15 protein-coding genes and 1 pseudogene are annotated in these 17,939 nt (G+C 72.0%); 9 read left to right on the top strand and 7 right to left on the bottom strand.

Annotation, left to right across the window (positions count from 1 at the left end):
* Positions 1-696, top strand: a pseudogene (locus EBH09_RS39520) (Tellurium resistance); the annotation flags it as partial.
* 22 nt (positions 697-718) lie between these two features.
* Here EBH09_RS39520 and EBH09_RS33120 read toward each other — a convergent pair.
* Entirely contained in the window at positions 719-1,927 is a 1,209-nt protein-coding gene (locus EBH09_RS33120; protein ID WP_193776660.1) for a glycosyltransferase, read from the bottom strand.
* A gap of 39 nt (positions 1,928-1,966) precedes the next feature.
* On the opposite strand from EBH09_RS33120, the gene EBH09_RS33125 reads away from it, so the two are divergent.
* The 6 genes from EBH09_RS33125 to EBH09_RS33150 all read left to right on the top strand — a co-directional run bounded on the left by EBH09_RS33125 (position 1,967) and on the right by EBH09_RS33150 (position 9,015).
* A complete protein-coding gene (locus tag EBH09_RS33125; RefSeq protein WP_193776661.1) occupies positions 1,967-2,752 on the top strand; it encodes an aspartate/glutamate racemase family protein in 786 nt (261 codons plus the stop codon).
* 79 nt (positions 2,753-2,831) lie between these two features.
* Positions 2,832-3,374: a hypothetical protein gene (locus EBH09_RS33130; RefSeq protein WP_121750520.1), complete on the top strand. Its 543-nt coding sequence runs from the start codon at positions 2,832-2,834 to the stop codon at positions 3,372-3,374.
* Positions 3,375-3,925: 551 nt separating this feature from the next.
* A complete protein-coding gene (lnt, locus tag EBH09_RS33135) occupies positions 3,926-5,539 on the top strand; it encodes an apolipoprotein N-acyltransferase (protein ID WP_121751127.1) in 1,614 nt (537 codons plus the stop codon).
* A 68-nt stretch (positions 5,540-5,607) separates the two neighbouring features.
* Positions 5,608-6,087 carry an NUDIX domain-containing protein gene (locus tag EBH09_RS33140; RefSeq protein WP_121750521.1) on the top strand — a complete coding sequence of 160 codons (480 nt, stop codon included), beginning with the start codon at positions 5,608-5,610 and terminating at the stop codon, positions 6,085-6,087.
* A gap of 55 nt (positions 6,088-6,142) precedes the next feature.
* Complete coding sequence (locus EBH09_RS33145; protein WP_121750522.1) at positions 6,143-6,943, top strand: 3-hydroxybutyrate dehydrogenase; 801 nt, start codon at positions 6,143-6,145, stop codon at positions 6,941-6,943.
* Positions 6,944-7,047: 104 nt separating this feature from the next.
* On the top strand, positions 7,048-9,015 hold the full coding sequence (locus EBH09_RS33150; protein ID WP_193776662.1) for a GAF domain-containing protein: 1,968 nt from the start codon (positions 7,048-7,050) through the stop codon (positions 9,013-9,015).
* 44 nt (positions 9,016-9,059) lie between these two features.
* Here the strand turns inward: EBH09_RS33150 and EBH09_RS33155 are convergent, their stop codons facing one another.
* Positions 9,060-10,463, bottom strand: a complete 1,404-nt coding sequence (locus EBH09_RS33155; RefSeq protein ID WP_121750523.1) for an MFS transporter — start codon at positions 10,461-10,463, stop codon at positions 9,060-9,062.
* 202 nt (positions 10,464-10,665) lie between these two features.
* Between EBH09_RS33155 and EBH09_RS33160 the strand changes: the two genes are divergently transcribed.
* Positions 10,666-11,271: a class I SAM-dependent methyltransferase gene (locus EBH09_RS33160; RefSeq protein ID WP_121751129.1), complete on the top strand. Its 606-nt coding sequence runs from the start codon at positions 10,666-10,668 to the stop codon at positions 11,269-11,271.
* Positions 11,272-11,283: 12 nt separating this feature from the next.
* On the opposite strand, the gene EBH09_RS33165 is transcribed toward EBH09_RS33160, so the two are convergent.
* The 5 genes from EBH09_RS33165 to EBH09_RS33190 form a co-directional block, all read right to left on the bottom strand.
* Positions 11,284-11,469 carry a hypothetical protein gene (locus EBH09_RS33165; RefSeq protein ID WP_121750524.1) on the bottom strand — a complete coding sequence of 62 codons (186 nt, stop codon included), beginning with the start codon at positions 11,467-11,469 and terminating at the stop codon, positions 11,284-11,286.
* 408 nt (positions 11,470-11,877) lie between these two features.
* Positions 11,878-13,233 carry a GH1 family beta-glucosidase gene (locus tag EBH09_RS33175; protein ID WP_121750526.1) on the bottom strand — a complete coding sequence of 452 codons (1,356 nt, stop codon included), beginning with the start codon at positions 13,231-13,233 and terminating at the stop codon, positions 11,878-11,880.
* Between the two features lie 80 nt (positions 13,234-13,313).
* Positions 13,314-14,153: a carbohydrate ABC transporter permease gene (locus EBH09_RS33180; RefSeq protein WP_121751130.1), complete on the bottom strand. Its 840-nt coding sequence runs from the start codon at positions 14,151-14,153 to the stop codon at positions 13,314-13,316.
* A 28-nt stretch (positions 14,154-14,181) separates the two neighbouring features.
* Entirely contained in the window at positions 14,182-15,177 is a 996-nt protein-coding gene (locus tag EBH09_RS33185; RefSeq protein WP_121751131.1) for a sugar ABC transporter permease, read from the bottom strand.
* 14 nt (positions 15,178-15,191) lie between these two features.
* Positions 15,192-16,508, bottom strand: a complete 1,317-nt coding sequence (locus tag EBH09_RS33190; protein ID WP_121750527.1) for an extracellular solute-binding protein — start codon at positions 16,506-16,508, stop codon at positions 15,192-15,194.
* A 183-nt stretch (positions 16,509-16,691) separates the two neighbouring features.
* On the opposite strand from EBH09_RS33190, the gene EBH09_RS33195 reads away from it, so the two are divergent.
* The coding region (locus EBH09_RS33195) for an ROK family protein (protein ID WP_153182754.1) at positions 16,692-17,939 on the top strand (1,248 nt) is incomplete at its 3' end.

The following is a 17,939-nucleotide window of genomic DNA, read 5'->3' on the forward strand; positions in this document are numbered from 1 at the left end:
CCCGCGACGCGGCCGGCCGCCGTCCCGCCGCCCCCGTCGGCGTCCGCCGCGGAGCCGGTCCGTCTGACCAAGGTCACGCTCACCAAGGCGGCCCCCTCCGTCTCGCTGACCAAGCAGGGCGGCACCTCGGGCGCCATGCGCGTCAACCTCAACTGGCAGATGCGCAAACAGTTCTCGGGCTGGGCCCGCAAGCTCGGCCGCCCGGTCGCCATGCACGACGACCTCGACCTCGACCTGTGCTGCCTGTACGAACTCACCGACGGCAGCAAGGGAGTCGTCCAAGCCCTCGGCAACGCCTTCGGGTCCCTGCACCAGCCACCGTTCATCCACCTCGACGGCGACGACCGCACCGGCGCCGTGACGAGCGGCGAGAACCTCACCGTCAACCTCGACCACAAGCAGTACTTCCGGCGCATCCTCGTCTTCGTCACCATCTACGAGGGAGCGCGCTCCTTCGCCGACCTGCACGCAACGGTCACCCTCCAGCCGCAGTACGGCGCCCCGATCGACTTCTCGCTCGACGAGTGCACGGTTCCCTCGACGGTGTGCGCCCTCGCGCTGATCACCAACACCGGCAGCGACCTGGTCGTCCAGCGCGAGGCCCGCTACCTGGTGCCCGAACGCGGCGTGAGTCCTCAGCGAACGGTCGACCACGCCTACGGCTGGGGCATGAACTGGACCCCCGGCCGGAAGTGAACCCCGCGGCCGGCGCGGGCGCTCAGCCCTCCTCGGGCACGGCGCCCGGACGGGTGTAAGTGCGGCCCTTCCAGGCCGCACCGCGCCCCCTGTAGTGCTGCACCGCCGAGTCGACCGTCATCAGGAGGTACAGGAACGCGGTGAACGGCAGCAGCGGCGCGAGCCACAGCCCCTGCCGGTAGTAGCGCAGCATCGGCACGTACGTCCCCGCCATCACCAGCCAGGAGGCGGCGCCGAGGACGGCCGCCGCCGCACTCCCCGTCGCCGCGCCCACGACCACCGACGCCGGCGGCACCAGATACACCAGAGCCAGGCCGGCGACCGTTCCGGCGAGCACGAGCGGGTTGTGCCGCAGTTGCGCGTACGCGCTGCGCGAGACCATGCGCCACAGGTCGTGCAACCGCGGATACGGACGCACACTGTCCACCCGGTCGGCCAGGCCCAGCCAGATCCGGCCGCCGTCGCCCTTGACCGCCCGGGCGAGGGCCACGTCGTCGATGACGGCGTGCCGGATGGCGTCCGGGATCCGAGCCCGTTCGGCGGCCTCGGCGCGCAGCAGCACACAGCCACCCGCGGCCGCCGCCGTTCCCCCCTTCGCGCCGATCCACCGGAACGGGTACAGCTGTGCGAAGAAGTAGACGAAGGCCGGCACCACGAGCCGCTCCCACACGCTCTCCACCCGCAACCGGGCCATCTGCGAGACGACGTCGAAACCGCCCGTGCGGGCAGCGGCCACCAGCCGGCGCAGACTGTCCGGCGCGTGGGCGATGTCGGCGTCCGTCAGCAGCAGGTACTCGGGCTCACGCGCGCGTGCCAGGTCGACGCCGTGCCGCACCGCCCACAGCTTGCCCGTCCAGCCTGCGGGCGGCTCCCCGGGCGAGGCCACGGTGAGCGGGAGACCCTCGTGGCGCCGGGCCAGCTCGCAGGCCAGCTCACCCGTTCCGTCCGCGCTGCCGTCGTCGATCAGGAAGACCTCCGCCCGTCCCGGGTAGTCCTGGGCCAACAGCGACGGCAGACTCCTCGGCAGGACCGCCGCCTCGTCGCGCGCCGGGACGACGACGCACACGGAGGGCCAGACGTCCGGATCCTCCCGGGACGGCAGCCTGACGTCCGTACGCCAGAAGAAGCCCCGGGCGAGCAGCAGCCACAGCCAGGCGGCGAGGGACAGGGCGGATACGGCGGTCACGACGGAGGTCCACGCATCGGCGCTCACGTGCGCAGTCTGCCCCACGGCCGCGGCCCGCGGCGGCCCATCGTCTATGGTGGCCCGGTGAAGATCGCTCTCATGGACTCCGGAATCGGTCTGCTGGCGGCCACCGCCGCGGTACGGCGCCTGCGACCGGACGCCGATCTCATCCTCTCCCTGGATCCCGACGGCATGCCGTGGGGACCGCGCACCACCGAGGACCTGACCGAGCGGGCCCTCGCCGTCGCCGAGGCCGCCGCCGCGCACCGTCCCGACGTCCTGATCGTCGGCTGCAACACCGCCACCGTGCACGCCCTGCCCGCACTGCGTGCCCGGCTGGAGCCCGCACTGCCGGTCATCGGCACCGTCCCGGCGATCAAGCCCGCCGCGGCCGGCGGCGGCCCCGTGGCGATCTGGGCCACGCCCGCCACCACCGGCAGCCCCTACCAGCGCGGTCTCATCGAGGAGTTCGCCGGCGACGCGACCGTCACCGAGGTGCCGTGCCCGGGGCTCGCCGACGCCGTCGAGCACGCGGACGAGACCGCGATCACCGCGGCGATCGCCGCCGCGGCCGCCCTGACACCCGATGCGGTGACGACCGTCGTCCTGGGCTGCACCCATTACGAACTGGTCGCCGAACGCATCCGCGCCGCCGTTCAGCGCCCCGGCGCCCCGCGCCTCGTCCTGCACGGCTCCGCCGGGGCCGTCGCCGCCCAGGCGCTGCGCCGGATCGGAGCCGACCCCGACCCCGGGGCCCCGGCCGAGGGCACCCTCACCGTGCTGCTGAGCGGACGCGAGGGCACGCTGCCCGCGCCCGCACTGGCCTACGACGAGGGCCGGCTCCTGCGAGCGGTCGCACCCGCGCGCTGACCGGCGGGCACGCCCGGTCGGCCCAGTCACGCTCTGCGACTGGGTACGCGCGCAGCGAAACGGCAGTAACCTCTTGTCCATGAGGCATCGCCACGGCGAGACCACCCCCCAGCCGGACGTCTGGACCGGACGTGCCACCAACCGGGTCCAGTGGTTCCTGGCGCTCATCGGCGCCGCGTGCATGGCGCTCGGCATCGCGCTGGCCGTCGAATCGGCCTGGGAGTCCGGCGTCGCCCCGCTGGCCATGGCGGTCGTCGGCTGCATCGCGGCGGGACTGCTGGTCCTCTTCGGCACGCTGGCGTTCGTGCACGTCGCCCTGAGAGTCGACGAGGAATGCCTCGAAGTGCGCTGCGGCCACATCGGCGTGCCCCGTCGCCGCATCCCCCTCTCGCACGTCGCGGGCGCCGAGTTCGCCCCGTGCGTCACCCCGCGCCACTGGGGCGGCTGGGGCTACCGCTGGCGTCCCGAGAAGGGCACCGCGGTCGTCGTACGGCGTGGGGAGGGCGTGATCCTGCGCCTGTGGGACGGCCACACCTTCACGATCACCGTGGACGACGCCGAAGCGGCCGTCCAGGTCATCAAGGACCGCCTGCGCCCGAAGGCTCCCGGCGCGGCGCACTGAGCGCGGCGAGGCTCCGGCCGGGACGAGCCCTCGCGCACCCCGCGGAGAGCGAAGCCGCCCGGACCGCCACGTCCGGGCAGCCACGCAAGGCACGCGCCCGACGAGGTCGCCCCGCGCGGCTCGGCGGCGCTCCGCGCCGGCCCGGCTTCTCCCCCTTACCGGCACCGAAGCGGTCGGCCTTACCGGCACCGAAGCCCCGGCCCTCACCAGGACATCCGGTCGTCCCGAGGTCGTACGCCGCTCGCCGGCGCCGGGGCGGACGCCCGGCCAGCGCGCGGCACCAGGGCCGCGACCGTAAGGAGCGCCCCGCACACCGCCCCACCGCTCGGGGCTCGCGCCGGCGCGTCCGTGCGACGACCTGACGAGCCCCGGTCACCCGGCCGGCTCGGGCCGACGATTGAGGCTCCGGCACACCGTAACGGCTGGTCGGTGGAGTGTGGACCGCTCGGCACCCGGATCTGCCGAAACGGTGCGGCACCGGCCGCCAGGAGCCCGCGGCGACCTCCGACCGCGCTGTCGGCGGCGTGGTCACCCGCCGTACACTCCGGGGGGTGACAGCCACCGCAACCTCCGTCGGCGAGTCGGACCGGACGCAGCCGCAGACCACGCGCGTCTCGCGGGTCGCCGCGCGGCTCCCGCGCCTCCTCCCGGCCGCCGCCGCCGCGCTCTCCGGAGTGCTGCTCTACGTCAGCTTCCCGCCGCGCACCCTGTGGTGGCTGGCGTTGCCCGCCTTCGCCGTCTTCGGCTGGGCGCTGCGCGGCCGCGGCTGGAAGGCGGGTCTCGGCCTGGGCTACCTCTTCGGCCTCGGCTTCCTGCTGCCGCTGCTGGTGTGGACCGGCGTGGAGGTCGGCCCCGGCCCCTGGCTCGCCCTGGTCGCGATCGAGGCGCTCTTCGTCGCCCTGGTCGGCGTGGGCGTCGCCGCCGTGTCGAAACTGCCGGCCTGGCCCGTGTGGGCGGCGGCGCTGTGGATCGCGGGAGAGGCCGCACGCGCGCGCGTGCCCTTCGAGGGCTTCCCCTGGGGCAAGATCGCGTTCGGGCAGGCGGACGGCGTGTTCCTGCCGCTGGCCGCGGTCGGCGGTACACCGGTACTCGGGTTCGCGGTCGTCCTGTGCGGCTTCGGCCTCTACGAGGCCGTGCGCCTGGCCTTTCTGGCGCGCCGCACCACAGAGGTGCGGCGGAGCGCGGCGGCGGTGGCCCTCCTCAGCGTGACCGTACCCGTCGTGGGCGCCCTGGCGGCCCGGCCGCTGGTCAGCGACAAGGCGGAGGACGGCACCGCGACCGTCGCCGTGGTCCAGGGCAACGTGCCGCGCGCGGGCCTCGACTTCAACGCCCAGCGGCGGGCCGTACTCGACTACCACGCGCGCGAGACGCGACGCCTTGCCGCCGAGGTCGAGGCCGGCGAGGTGGACCGGCCCGACTTCGTGCTCTGGCCGGAGAACTCCTCGGACATCGACCCGTTCGCCAACGCCGACGCGCGGCTGGTCATCGACCGGGCCGCCAAGGCGATCGGTGTGCCCATCTCGGTCGGCGGCGTCGTGGAACGCGAAGGCAAGCTGCTCAACGAACAGATCCTGTGGGACCCCGACGAGGGCCCGGTCGACACCTACGACAAGCGGCAGATCCAGCCCTTCGGCGAGTACCTCCCGCTGCGCTCGCTCATCGGGGCGATCAACGACGACTGGACCTCCATGGTCAGCCAGGACTTCAGCCGTGGCACCGAACCGGGCGTGTTCACCATGGCCGGCACCAAGGTCGGGCTCGTCACCTGCTACGAGGCCGCCTTCGACTGGGCGGTGCGCTCCGAGGTCACCGACGGCGCCCAGATGATCTCCGTGCCCAGCAACAACGCGACGTTCGACCGCAGCGAGATGACCTACCAGCAGCTCGCCATGTCCCGCGTCCGGGCGGTCGAGCACAGCCGGACCGTCACCGTGCCGGTGACCAGCGGCGTCAGTGCGATCATCATGCCGGACGGGAGGATCACGCAGAGGACCGGCATGTTCGTGGCGGACTCCCTGGTCCAGGAGGTGCCCCTGCGCTCCTCCGAGACGCCCGCCACCCGGCTGGGCGTGGCGCCCGAGATCGCCCTGGTGCTGGTCGCGGCCGGCGGGCTCGGCTGGGCGGTGGGCGCCGGTGTGCGCGGGCGACGCTCCCGTGGCGTGTAGCCGTACGCCCGCCGCACGCCCCGCGGCCCCGCCCGGAGTGGCCCGATCCGCCCGTTAGGGTCGTGCGCATGGCTACTCCCGACTTCATCCGCGACCTGCGCGTCTCGGCCGGACACCAGCTGTTGTGGCTCCCCGGGGTCACCGCCGTCGTCTTCGACGACGAGGGCCGCGTGCTGCTGAACCGGCGTGCCGACAACCGGCGCTGGTCACTGATCGGCGGCATCCCGGAACCGGGGGAGCAGCCCGCCGCCTGCGCGGTGCGCGAGGTCGAGGAGGAGACGGCCGTACGATGCGTCGTCGAGCGCGTGGTCCTCGTCCAGGCGCTGAACCCGGTCACGTACGACAACGGTGACGTCTGCCAGTACATGGACATCACCTTCCGCTGCCGGGCCGTCGGTGGCGACGCCCGGGTCAACGACGACGAGTCGCTGGACGTGGGCTGGTTCGCGGTGGACGCCCTGCCGGACCTCAAGGAGTTCGGTCAGGCCCGGGTCAAGCAGGCGCTGTCCGACGCCCCCACATGGTTCGACCCCACTGGCTGCATCTGAAGTATGGGGTGTGCCCACATGGGGGGTGCGGTGGACGCTGCCTAGGGTCGGAGATATGACCTCGCCCACTGTCCTCCCGGCCCCTCACGCCTCCCCGCTCGACCTCGGCGGCCGTACCGCCCTCGTCACCGGCGCCGCCGGCGGCATCGGCCGTGCCTGTGCGCAGCGGCTTGCCGCCGCCGGGGCCAAGGTCAGAGCGGTCGACCGGGACTCCGTCGGGCTCGACGCGCTCGCCGAGAGCTGCGGGGGCCTCGCGGGCAGCGTCGAACCCCACGTCCTGGACCTGACCGACCTGGACGCCGCCGAGCTCGCCGCCGCCGGCACCGACGTCCTCGTCAACAACGCCGGGCTGCAGTTGGTGCGGCCCATCGAGGAGTTCCCGCCGGACGTCTTCCACACCGTGCTCACCGTGATGCTGGAGGCCCCCTTCCGCCTCATCCGCGGCGCCCTGCCCCACATGTACGGGCAGGGCTGGGGCCGTATCGTCAACATCTCCTCCGTCCACGGCCTGCGTGCCTCGGCCTACAAGGCGGCCTATGTCTCCGCCAAGCACGGGCTGGAGGGACTGTCCAAGACCGCCGCCCTCGAAGGCGCCGCCCACGGCGTCACCTCCAACTGCGTGAACCCCTCCTACGTGCGCACACCGCTCGTCGAAAAGCAGCTCACCGACCAGGCCCGGGCCCACGGCATCCCCGAGGAGCAGGTGCTGACCGACGTCATGCTGCGGGACAGCGCCGTGCGCCGGCTCATCGAACCGGAGGAGGTCGCCGAGGCCGTGGCCTACCTCTGCGGCCCGCAGGCGTCCTTCGTCACCGGCACCTCACTCGTCCTGGACGGCGGCTGGACCGCGCACTGATCAGGGTGGCGGCCCGGCCCGCTCACCGAGCCGGGTGAGCCCTCGGCGGCCGGGGTTTTCCACAGGGCTGCCGGGACGACCGTGCGATGGGGAATCCTGTGAGCATGTCCCGCGATCACGTCCAGTCCGCCGAGCGCGCCGCCCACGATGCCGGGGCGCCGGTCGGCGAGGCCGGGAGCCCGGCCGCCGCCGTCGAGACGCCGTTCCTGGAGCTGCTGGCCCGGGGCGCGTCCGCCGACGCCTACGAGCAGCCGGTGCTGCTCGCCCGCGCCGAGGGGGGACCCGCCGAGCGGATCACCGCGCTCGAAGAGGCGAGGAACCTCGCCCTGCGTGTGCGCTCCGAGCTGGAGGGCCGGCGCAGGCGTGAGGCCGAGTTGTCCGCGCTGTTCGAGACGGCCCACGACCTCGCCGGTCTGCGCGACCTGGACGCGGTCCTGCGCGCGATCGTGCAACGGGCCCGCTCGCTGCTCGGCACCGACGTGGCCTACCTCAGCCTCAACGACACGGCCCGCGGCGACACCTACATGCGCGTCACCGAGGGCTCGGTCGCGGCCCGCTTCCAGCAGCTGCGCCTCGGCATGGGGGAGGGACTCGGCGGCCTCGTCGCCCAGACAGCCCGCCCCTACGTCACCGACGACTACTTCAAGGACGCCCGCTTCCAGCACACCCGCACCATCGACGCGGGTGTACGCGACGAGGGCCTGGTCGCCATTCTCGGCGTGCCCCTCATGCTCGGCCACCACGTCATCGGGGTGCTCTTCGCCGCGGACCGGCGCGCCCGCGTCTTCGAACGCGAGCAGATCGCCCTGCTCGGCTCCTTCGCCGCCCTCGCGGCAGCCGCCATCGACACCGCGAACCTCCTCGCCGAGACCCGATCGGCCCTCGCCGGCCTGGAGCGGGCCAACGAGATCATCCGGGACCGCAGCGGCGTCATCGAGCGCGCCTCCGACGTCCACGACCGGCTCGCCGAGCTCGTCCTGCGCGGCGGTGGTGTCCACGACGTGGCCGCCGCCGTCTCCCAGGTCCTGGCCGGCACCGTCGAGTTCACCGAGGCCGCCTCGGCACCGCCGCGCGCCCTGGAAGCATCCCGGGCCGAGGGGCACGCGGTGCGGCACGAGGACGACTGGATCGCCGCCGTCGCCGCCGGCGACGAACTGCTCGGAGCCCTCGTCCTGCGCGGCCACCCCGGACTCGACCCCGTCGACCAGCTCACCCTGGAGCGCGCCGCGATGGTCACCTCGCTCCTCCTGCTCGCCCGGCGCTCCGCCGCCGAAGCCGAACAGCGCGTACGCGGCGAGCTGCTGGACGACCTGCTCGACGCCCGCGACCGCGACCCGCGCCTGCTGGGCGACCGCGCCCGACGACTGCGCGCCGACCTGGACGCCACCCACGTCGTACTCGCCGCCCGCCTCGACGCCACCGCATCCGACGCCGATCAGGAGGCGGACGCGCGCAGACGCCTGTGGGCCGCCGCCTCCCACCTCGCCGCCACCCGTCACGGCCTGGCCGCCGCCCGTGACGGCGGCACCGTACTGCTGCTGCCCCTGACCGCGGGGGACGGTGCCACGGACCTGGCCCGCCGCACCGCCCGCCAGCTGGGCACGGCCGTCCACGAGGCCGTCACCGTCGGCGCCTCGGCCCCCGTGGAGGATCTCGCCGCCCACCCCGACGCCGTGGCCGCCGCCTACGCCGAGGCCCGACGCTGCCTCGACGCCCTGCGCCTGCTGGGCCGCTCCGGGGACGGCGCGGCCGCCGAGGACTTCGGATTCCTGGGACTGCTGCTGGCCGGGGACCAGAACGTCTCCGGTTTCGTCGAGCGCACCATCGGCCAGGTCGTCGCCTACGACGAGCGGCGCGGCACCGAACTCCTGCGCACGCTCGACGCGTACTTCGCCTGCGGCATGAGTCCCGCCCGCACCAAGGACGCCCTGCACGTCCACGTGAACACTGTCGCCCAGCGCCTCGAACGCGTCGGCCGCCTCCTGGGCGACGACTGGCAGAGCCCCGATCGCGCGCTGGAGATACAACTGGCCCTGAGACTGCACCGGTTGTCGATACCGGCCCAGCACTGACCCCCGTACGCACACGGCGTAACGGGGGCCGGCGGCAGGGCAGGTCAGAGGGTGCGCGCTCCCGGCGCCCCCGAGGCGCTCCCCTCCGCCTCCTTCACGTCCGCGTCCCTGTCCGTGTCCTCGGTGGAGGGCATGACCTCGTTGAGGTCCCGGTGGCGGGTCTCCTTCGCCACACCCACGGCGATCAGCGTCAGGACGACCGCGGCGATGACGTAGAGGGAGATCGGGGCGGAGCTGTCGTACTTGTCCAGCAGTGCGGTGGCGATCAGCGGCGCGGGGGCGCCGGCCGCGACGGAGGCGAACTGCGCGCCGATGGACGCACCCGAGTAGCGCATCCGGGTCGCGAACATCTCGGAGAAGAACGCCGCCTGGGGCGCGTACATCGCGCCGTGCAGCAACAGGCCCACGGTCACCGCGAGGAGCAGAGCGCCGAAGTCACCGGTGTCGATCAGCATGAAGAAGGGGAACATCCACAGCCCGACACCGGCCGCGCCCAGCAGATACACCGGACGCCGGCCGATCCGGTCCGACAGCGCGCCCCAGGCCGGGATGACCGCGAAGTGCACGGCCGAGGCGATCAGCACCGTGTTGAGCGCGCTCTGCTTGGAGACGTCGGCGGCCGTGGTGGCGTAGACGAGGATGAAGGCCGTGATGACGTAGTAGCTGATGTTCTCCGCCATCCGCGCGCCCATCGCGATCAGCACGTCGCGCCAGTGGTGCCGCAGCACGGCGACGATCGGAAGCGGCTCGGCATTCACCTTGCGCGTCTCGGCCTGCGCCAACGCCTGCTTGAAGACGGGGGATTCGTCGACGGACAGACGGATCCACAGACCGACCATGACCAGCACTCCGGAGAGCAGGAACGGTATCCGCCAGCCCCAGCTGTTGAACGCGGAGTCCGACAGCACGGCCGTCAGCAGCGACAGCACGCCGGTCGCCAGCAGCTGCCCCGCCGGCGCCCCGGTCTGCGGCCACGACGCCCAGAAACCGCGCCGCCGCGCGTCCCCGTGCTCCGACACCAGCAGCACGGCGCCGCCCCACTCGCCGCCGAGCGCGAAGCCCTGGACGATTCGCAGCACGGTCAGCAGCACGGGAGCGGCCGTACCGATCGTCGCGTGCGTGGGCAGCAGCCCGATCGCGAACGTCGCCCCGCCCATCATCAACAGGCTGAGCACCAGCAGCTTCTTGCGCCCGAGCCGGTCACCGTAGTGCCCGAACACCAACGCCCCCAGCGGACGCGCGGCGAACCCGACGGCGTACGTCAGGAACGACAGCAGCGTACCGACCAGCGGGTCGGAGTCCGGGAAGAACAGCTTGTTGAAGACGAGGGCGGCGGCGGAGCCGTAGAGGAAGAAGTCGTACCACTCGATGGTGGTGCCGATGAGGGACGCGGCGACGATGCGCTTGAGTTTGCCGGGTGTCGGGGGAGCGGATGCTGCGGAGGCCATGTGCGCCACTTCCTCGTGTGCGGTGGGGACGGGTACGTGATGGCACACGGTAGGAAGCCGCAGGTCAGGGGCACATGTGGCGGGACAACATAGTTCGGCGCCGAGGTGTGCGTGCGACCCCCATGCCGATGACGGGAGCCAGATGCACGCCCAGGATGCGCGCCTGCACCCGGGCGTTCACCCGGTGCCTATGCTTGCGGCCATGAGCCGATGGGAGAAGCTGACTGGTGGCGTGTCCGGCGAGCAGTACGCGGCTCGGTTCGCCCACCTCGCCGAGCAGGGTGAAGACGTGCACGGCGAGGCGCGACTGTGTGCCACGCTGGTGCCCCCTGGGGCGCGGGTGCTGGACGCCGGGTGCGGCACCGGCCGGGTTCTGATCCGGCTCGCCCAGCTCGGGTATGAGGGCGTGGGCGTGGACCGTGACGCTTCCATGCTGGCCGTGGCACGTCGCGAGGCGCCGGAACTGACCTGGCTGCAGGCCGACCTGTCGGACTTCGACCCGGCGACCGCGGGCGTCACCACCGGCTTCGACCTCGTCGTTGCTGCGGGCAACATCTTCCCCCTCCTCGCCCAGGGCACCGAGGCCGCCGTCGCCGCCCGGCTGGCCCATGCCCTGCGCCCCGGGGGACTCCTCGTCGCGGGCTTCGGCTTGGACCGGGACCATCTGCCCGTGCCGCCCAGCCTGACCCTGGGGGAGTACGACGCGTATTGCGGCGCCGCGGGCCTCACCCTGACCGACCGCTTCGCCACGTGGGACGCCGATCCGTACGACGGTGGCGGCTACGCGGTCAGCGTGCATCGCCGCTGAGGGACGCGGCGCTCACCGCTCCCGGTCGCACATGCCTTCCTCCAGCTCGTGGATGTCCCGGTCGCCGGAGCCGACACAGGTCCAGCGGCCGGGAACCTGGTACTCCCAGCTGGCGGGATCGGCGAGGAGGTCGTCCAGGGCCTGACCGGTAACCGTTTCGCTGGTGAGGTGCGCGGGCCATTCGTCGGACTGGAACACCTTGATGAAGCCGAGGCGCTGCCAGCAGCGGATGAGGCGGGAGAAGCGCGGGATGTGCTTCTTCCACTCCTCCTCGTCCTCACTGTCGGACCAGTCGGCCAGCAGGGCCCACAGGTCGGCTCCCTCTCCTCCGTTGATGACTCGGGATCGTCCAGACCACGGGTGATCTTGGAGGCGTCCTTGGCCTTCTCGCCCGCCGTGACGGCGTCGTCGAGCCGCTCCAGCTGCTTCGGGAACTTCGCGCCGAAGAACGGGACGAAACCCGCCATGCCGAGCGACGCGCCCGCCACGTCCTTCTCGTCGGCCGAGCGCTTCACGTCGTACGCGTCGCAGCCCGCTCCGAGGATCGGGATCCAGCCGCGACCGAGTGCGCCGGCCATCGGCGTGGTCAGGGGCGGACAGGCGTGATCAGGCGCGGGACTCCCCGTGGGCGCGGATGATCTCCGCGTACCGCAGGCCGCTCGTCTTGACGGTCCGGACCTGTGTCGCGTAGTCGACGTGGACGAGGCCGAAGCGCTTGTCGTAGCCGTAGGCCCATTCGAAGTTGTCGAGCAGGGACCAGGCGTAATAGCCGGCCAGCGGTGCGCCCTTGCGGACCGCCCGGGCGCAGGCGCTCACATGCTGCTCCAGGTAACGGGCCCGGTCGGGATCGTGGACGGCGCCGTCGGGCGAGACAGTGTCCGCGAACGCGGAGCCGTTCTCGGTGACGTACAGCTTGCGGACTCCGTACTCGTCGGTCAGGCGCAGCAGCAGGGCCTCCAGGCCGCCGGCGTCGATCTGCCAGTCCATGCCGGTGCGCGGTGCGTCGGGCAGCCGGACCTCACGCGCGTACGGGACGGGGCCCCGGGGGTCGTCGGTGACGGTCGCCGGGAAGTAGTAGTTGAGGCCGTGCCAGTCGAGGGGCGCGGCGATCGTGTCCAGGTCGCCCGGGCGCTCGGGCAGGTCCACGCCGTACAGCTCGCGCATGTCGCCGGGGAAGCCGCGGCCGTAGACCGGGTCGAGCCACCAGCGGTTGGTGTGGCCGTCCATGCGGGTGGCCGCCGCGATGTCCTCCGGGCGGGTCGAGGCGGCCTCGACGGTGGAGTGGTTGGTGACGAGGCCGACCTGCGCGCCCGGCACCGCCGCGCGGACCGCCCGGGTGGCGAGGCCGTGCGCGAGGAGAAGGTGGTACGAGGCGCGTACGGCGGCGGTCAGGTCGGTCAGGCCGGGTGCCATCCGGCCCTCCAGGTGGCCGATCCAGCCGGAGCACAGGGGTTCGTTCAGGGTGGCCCACTGGGTGACGCGGTCGCCGAGGCGGCCGGCCACGACCGAGGCGTAGTCGGCGAGGTGCTCCGCGGTCTCGCGCACGGTCCAGCCACCGCGGTCCTGGAGCGCCTGGGGAAGGTCCCAGTGGTAGAGGGTGACGTTCGGGGTGATCCCCGCGTCGAGGAGACCGTCGACGAGCCGGTCGTAGAAGTCGAGTCCGGCAGCGTTGACCGGCCCGTCGCCGCCGGGCAGGACACGGGGCCAGGCGACGGACAGGCGGTAGGCGCCGGCGCCGAGCCGCTTCATCAGGGCGATGTCCTCGGGCCACCGGTGGTAGTGGTCGCAGGCCACGTCGCCGTGGTCGTCGTTGTCGATCCTGCCGGGGGTGTGGGAGAAGGTGTCCCAGATCGACGGGGCCCGGCCGTCCTCGGCGACGGCGCCCTCGATCTGGTAGGCGGAGGTGGCCGTGCCCCAGGTGAAGTCGGCGGGGAAGGCGGCGAGGTCGAGCGATTCGGACACAGAGGGCCTCTCTGGGCTGGTCGGGTGGAGTGGGGCAGGGGCAGGGGCAGGGGCAGGGGCAGGGGCCGGGGCCCGGACGGCTACTTGACGGCGCCGGCGGTGAGGCCGGTGACGAGGTAGCGCTGGAGGAGCAGGAAGCCGGCGACGACGGGGAGACTGACGACGAGTGAGGCGGCCATGACCTGATTCCAGTAGACGTCGTTCTGGGTGGCGTAGCCCTGGAGGCCGACGGCGAGGGTGCGGGTGGTCTCGTTGGTCATGACCGAGGCGAAGAGCACTTCGCCCCAGGCGGTCATGAAGGCGTAGACGGCGACGGCGACGATGCCGGGGATCGCGGCGGGCACGATCACCCGGAACAGGGCGCCGAGAGGTCCGCAGCCGTCCACCTTGGCCGCCTCGTCGAGGTCCCTGGGCACGGAGTCGAAGTAGCCGATCAGCATCCAGATGGAGAACGGCAGCGAGAAGGTGAGGTAGGTGAGGATCAGGCCGCCGCGGGAGCCGAACAGGGCGATCCCGGTGGCGTTGCCGATGTTGACGTAGATGAGGAACAGCGGCAGCAGGAACAGGATGCCGGGGAACATCTGGGTCGACAGCACGGTCACCGTGAAGACGCGTTTCCCGCGGAAGGAGTACCGGCTGACCGCGTAGGCCGCGAAGACGGCGATGGTGACGGAGCAGAGGGTGGCCGCGCCCGCCACGATCAGCGAGTTCACGAAGTAGTCGGCGAGTGGGACCGTTTCCCAGATGTCGAAGTACGGGCGCACGGTGAGACCCGAGGGGAGCCACTCGAACTTGCCCGACACGTCCTCCAGCGGCTTCAGCGAGCTGGAGATCATCACGTAGACCGGCAGCAGGACGAAGACGGTCAGGAGGGTCAGGAAGACGCGGCGGCTCCACAGGAAGGACCGCGGGGCGGCCATCGGGGAGCGGGGTCGCCGGACGGCGGGGTCAGGCATCGGTGGCCTTCCTTCCTCGGGAGGTGAGCCAGAGGTAGACGCCCGTCACCACGAGCAGGAACAGGAGCAGCAGGACCGACATCGCGGAGCCCGTCCCGAAGTTCCAGGTCTGGAACGAGGACTGGTAGATGTGGATGGAGATGAGGTCCGCGGCCTCCGGCGCCGCCTTGCCGAACAGGACGAAGGGCGTGTTGAAGTCGTTGAACGTCCACAGGAACAGCACCAGGACGAGAACCTGGTTGACGGGGCGCAGCGCCGGCAGGGTGATGCGGCGGACCTGCTGCCAGACGCCCGCGCCGTCCAGGGCGGCGGCCTCGTAGACGTCCCTCGGGATGTTCTGCAGTCCGGCCATGATGATGAGGAAGGCGAAGGGCCAGCCCTTCCACACCGAGACGACGAGCAGTGCGATGAAGCTGTTGTCGCCGATCAGCCAGAACGGGGGACTGGCGGTGAGCCCGAGCTGGTCGTGCAGCACGTGGTTCACCAGCCCGTTGTCCCGCTGGAACATGAACGACCAGGTGATGACGGCGGCGTAGACGGGCAGCGCGTACGGCACGAGGAAGATCGTGCGCAGGAAGCCCCGGCCGCGGAACGACTCCTGCATGAAGACCGCGGCGGCCACGCCCAGCATCCAGCACAGGCCGACGGAGACCACGGTGAACAGGCAGGTGGTGAGGAACGACTTCAGCAGCGCCTCGCCCACGGGGGCGTCGAAGTCGAGCGACATCGCGTAGTTGTCGAAGCCGGCCCAGGGGGCGGTACCCCAGTCGCGGATGTAGAACTGGGTCAGCTCCTTGAAGCTGACGACGACGCCGATCACCATCGGCACCAGGTGGACCAGCAGTTCGAGGAGGATCGCGGGGAACAGCAGCAGGTACGGCAGGGCGATGCGGCGCAGCCGCCCGGAGCGACGCTTGCGCGGCGCCGCTCCGGGGTCGTTCTTCCGCGCCGTCCGCTCACCTGCGTCGAGGGCAGCGGTGGTGGTCATGGCGGTGTCCGTGCTCACTTCTTGGGCATCTGCTGCTGGGCCTTCTCGAGCTCGGCCCGCACCGAATCGTCGGTCACCGCCCGGCCGGCTGCGGCGTCGGCGAAGAGTTCCTTGACGGCGGTGCCGACGACGGTCTCGAACTGCGACTCCTCGGGGACCTGCGGCAGTGCGGTGGCACTGGTCGCGAGGGTCTCCCGGAGCACGGTGAGGGACGGGGTGTTGAATGCCGGGTCCTGCTGGGCGGCCTTGACCGGCGGGATGGAGCCGTAGGCCTTGTTGAGGACGACCTGCTCCTCGTCGCTGGTCATGAACCTCACGAACTTCTTGGCGCCGTCGATGTTCTTGGTGTTCTTGAAGACGGCCATGTTGATGCCGGCGACCATGGAGTTGGTGGCCTTGCCGGGGCCGGGCTCGCCGGACTGCACGGGGGCGGGCGCGACGCCCCACTCGTCCTCGCTCATGCCCTGCGACTCGAAGGTGGCCGACGCGGTCTGCCACAGCACCATGGCCGTCTTGTCCTTGGCGAAGTCGCTCAGGGACTGGTTCTGGGCGTACTCGGCGTTGCCGGGTGCGACGATCTTGTCCTTGGCCATCAGATCGACGTACTGCCTCACCGCCGCGACGGCGCCGTCGGAGGTGAAGTCGGCCTTGCCTTCGGGGGTGAAGAAGTCCGCGCCGTGCTGCTTGGCGAGGACGAAGACCTGGTGGATGTTGTTGGAGAGGTTCGAACCCTCCGCGCCGAGTCCCCACTTGCCGTTCCCGGAGAGCTTCTTGCCGGTCTCGGCCAGCTCCTCCCAGGTCGCCGGCGGCTTCTCGACGCCGGCGTCGGCGAACATCCTCTTGTTGTAGTAGAGCGCGTAGGCCATGGAGTACAGCGGTACGGCGGCCGGGTCCTGCCCCTGTACGCCGGTGGAGCCGAGCGCGGACTCCACGAAGCGGTCCTTGCCGCCGATGGCCTCGAAGTTCTTCGCGTCCCAGGGCAGGAGGGCGCCGCTGGACTGCAGCGACGCGCTCCAGGTGTTGCCGATGTTCAGGACGTCGGGGCCCTGCCCCGAGGTGGTGGCGGTGAGGATGCGGTTGAGGAGGTCCGCCCAGGGCACGACCTCGAGCTTCACCTCGATGCCGGTCTCCTTCTCGAACTTGTCGAGTTCCGGCTGGAGGACCTTCTTGTCGACCTCCAGGTTCGCTCCCTGGTTGGAGGCCCAGTAGGTGAGGGTCTTCGGCTGCTCGTTGGAGCCCTCCGTGCCGGACGATCCCCCGCCGCAGGCGGCCACGGTGAGGGCGAAGGAGAGGGTGACGGCGCCGACGGCTGCGGCTCTGATTCTGCGCATGGCTCCAGAGGCCTTCCGGGAAGTGACGGGGTCGCCCGCGGAGGGGGGCCGGAGCGGCGCCCCGCGTTCCCCTGAAGCCCCCACGGCTTAATTTAGGATGTGAGTTAAACCTCAAGTGAAGGTCGCGTCAAGGGCCCGGCCGCATGTAAGTTGCGGTAAGGATTTCGGAACGAGGGGGCGAGGGTGAAGGTGCGCAACGGGCGTACGGTGCGTGACCTGCGGCGGCAGAACCGCACCGCGGTATTGCAACGGTTGTATTTCGACGGGCCGCTCAGCAGGTTCTCGCTGGGGCCGGCCACCGGGTTGAGTTCCGGCTCGGTCAGCAACGTGGTCTCCGAACTGGTCGCCGAAGGACTGGTGGAGGAGGCCGGAAGCGTCGACTCCGCCGGCGGCCGCCCCCGCACGCTGCTGCGCGTCAGCGCGCGGAGCGCCTACATGATCGGCGTCGACATCGGCGAGACCCGGGTGCGGATCGAACTCTTCGACCTCGCCCTCACCGAGCTGGCCCGGGTCGAGAGACCGCTGGAGACGGAGGGGCCGCGCCGCGTGGACCGCTACGACGTCGGCGTCGTCATGACGCATCTGCGCGAGGGCATCCCCGAGGTGCTGGACGAGGCGGGCATCGCGGCGGAGCGGCTGCTCGGCGTCGGGATCGGCGTGCCGGGCATCGTCGCCAGGAGTGCCGGGGAAGGCGCGGTCGTGCACGGCCAGACGATCGGCTGGGACGCCGTTCCGCTGGAGCGGTTGCTGCGCGAGTCCCGGATCCTGCCCGAGACGGTGCCGTACTACATCGACAACGGGGCCAAGACGCTGGGCCAGGCGGAGATGTGGTTCGGCGCCGGCCGGGGCGCGCGGAGCGCGGCGGTGGTGCTCTTCGGCTCCGGTGTCGGCGCCTGTGTGGTCGGGGACGACATGCGACCGGGCCGGGCCGTGGAATGGGGGCACCTGACGGTACGGGTGCGCGGGCGCCGCTGCCGCTGCGGCGCGCGGGGCTGCCTGGAGGCGTACGCGGGCGCGGAGGCGCTGCTCCAGCGCTGGGCGGAGGCGGGCGGGCAGCCACCCGAGGGCGCGGACGAGGAGACCGCGCTCACCGCGATGCTCGCGGCCGCGTACCCCGGTCCGGACGCGTCGGGGGGCGTCCCGGAACCCGACGCCACGGCGCTGGCCGTCCTCGAGGAGACCGCCGAGTACCTCGGCGCCGGGTTCTCCGACCTGATCAACCTCTTCCAGCCCGAACGCATCCTGGTCGGCGGCTGGGCCGGACTGCAGCTCGGCCGGCGCTTCCTGGAGTCGGTGACGGCCCACGCCACCTCCTACGCCCTGACCTATCCGGCCGCCCACGTCCGCATCGACCTCGGCACCCTGGGACCGGACGCCGTCACCGTAGGGGCCGCGATCCTGCCGCTCGCCGACTTCTTCGCCCGCGGCGGC

Source organism: Streptomyces sp. E2N166 (assembly GCF_003671715.1).
In the GTDB taxonomy this organism is placed as follows: Bacteria; Actinomycetota; Actinomycetes; order Streptomycetales; family Streptomycetaceae; genus Streptomyces; species Streptomyces thinghirensis.

Bases quoted from the DNA above. Each gene is read 5' to 3' on its own strand.
- EBH09_RS33130 (WP_121750520.1), top strand. From the start codon at position 2,832: ATGAGGCATCGCCACGGCGAGACCACCCCCCAGCCGGACGTCTGGACC.
- EBH09_RS33160 (WP_121751129.1), top strand. From the start codon at position 10,666: ATGAGCCGATGGGAGAAGCTGACTGGTGGCGTGTCCGGCGAGCAGTAC.
- EBH09_RS33190 (WP_121750527.1), bottom strand. From the start codon at position 16,508: ATGCGCAGAATCAGAGCCGCAGCCGTCGGCGCCGTCACCCTCTCCTTC.
- EBH09_RS33180 (WP_121751130.1), bottom strand. From the start codon at position 14,153: ATGGCCGCCCCGCGGTCCTTCCTGTGGAGCCGCCGCGTCTTCCTGACC.
- EBH09_RS33185 (WP_121751131.1), bottom strand. From the start codon at position 15,177: ATGACCACCACCGCTGCCCTCGACGCAGGTGAGCGGACGGCGCGGAAG.
- EBH09_RS33155 (WP_121750523.1), bottom strand. From the start codon at position 10,463: ATGGCCTCCGCAGCATCCGCTCCCCCGACACCCGGCAAACTCAAGCGC.
- EBH09_RS33150 (WP_193776662.1), top strand. From the start codon at position 7,048: ATGTCCCGCGATCACGTCCAGTCCGCCGAGCGCGCCGCCCACGATGCC.
- EBH09_RS33140 (WP_121750521.1), top strand. From the start codon at position 5,608: ATGGCTACTCCCGACTTCATCCGCGACCTGCGCGTCTCGGCCGGACAC.
- EBH09_RS33145 (WP_121750522.1), top strand. From the start codon at position 6,143: ATGACCTCGCCCACTGTCCTCCCGGCCCCTCACGCCTCCCCGCTCGAC.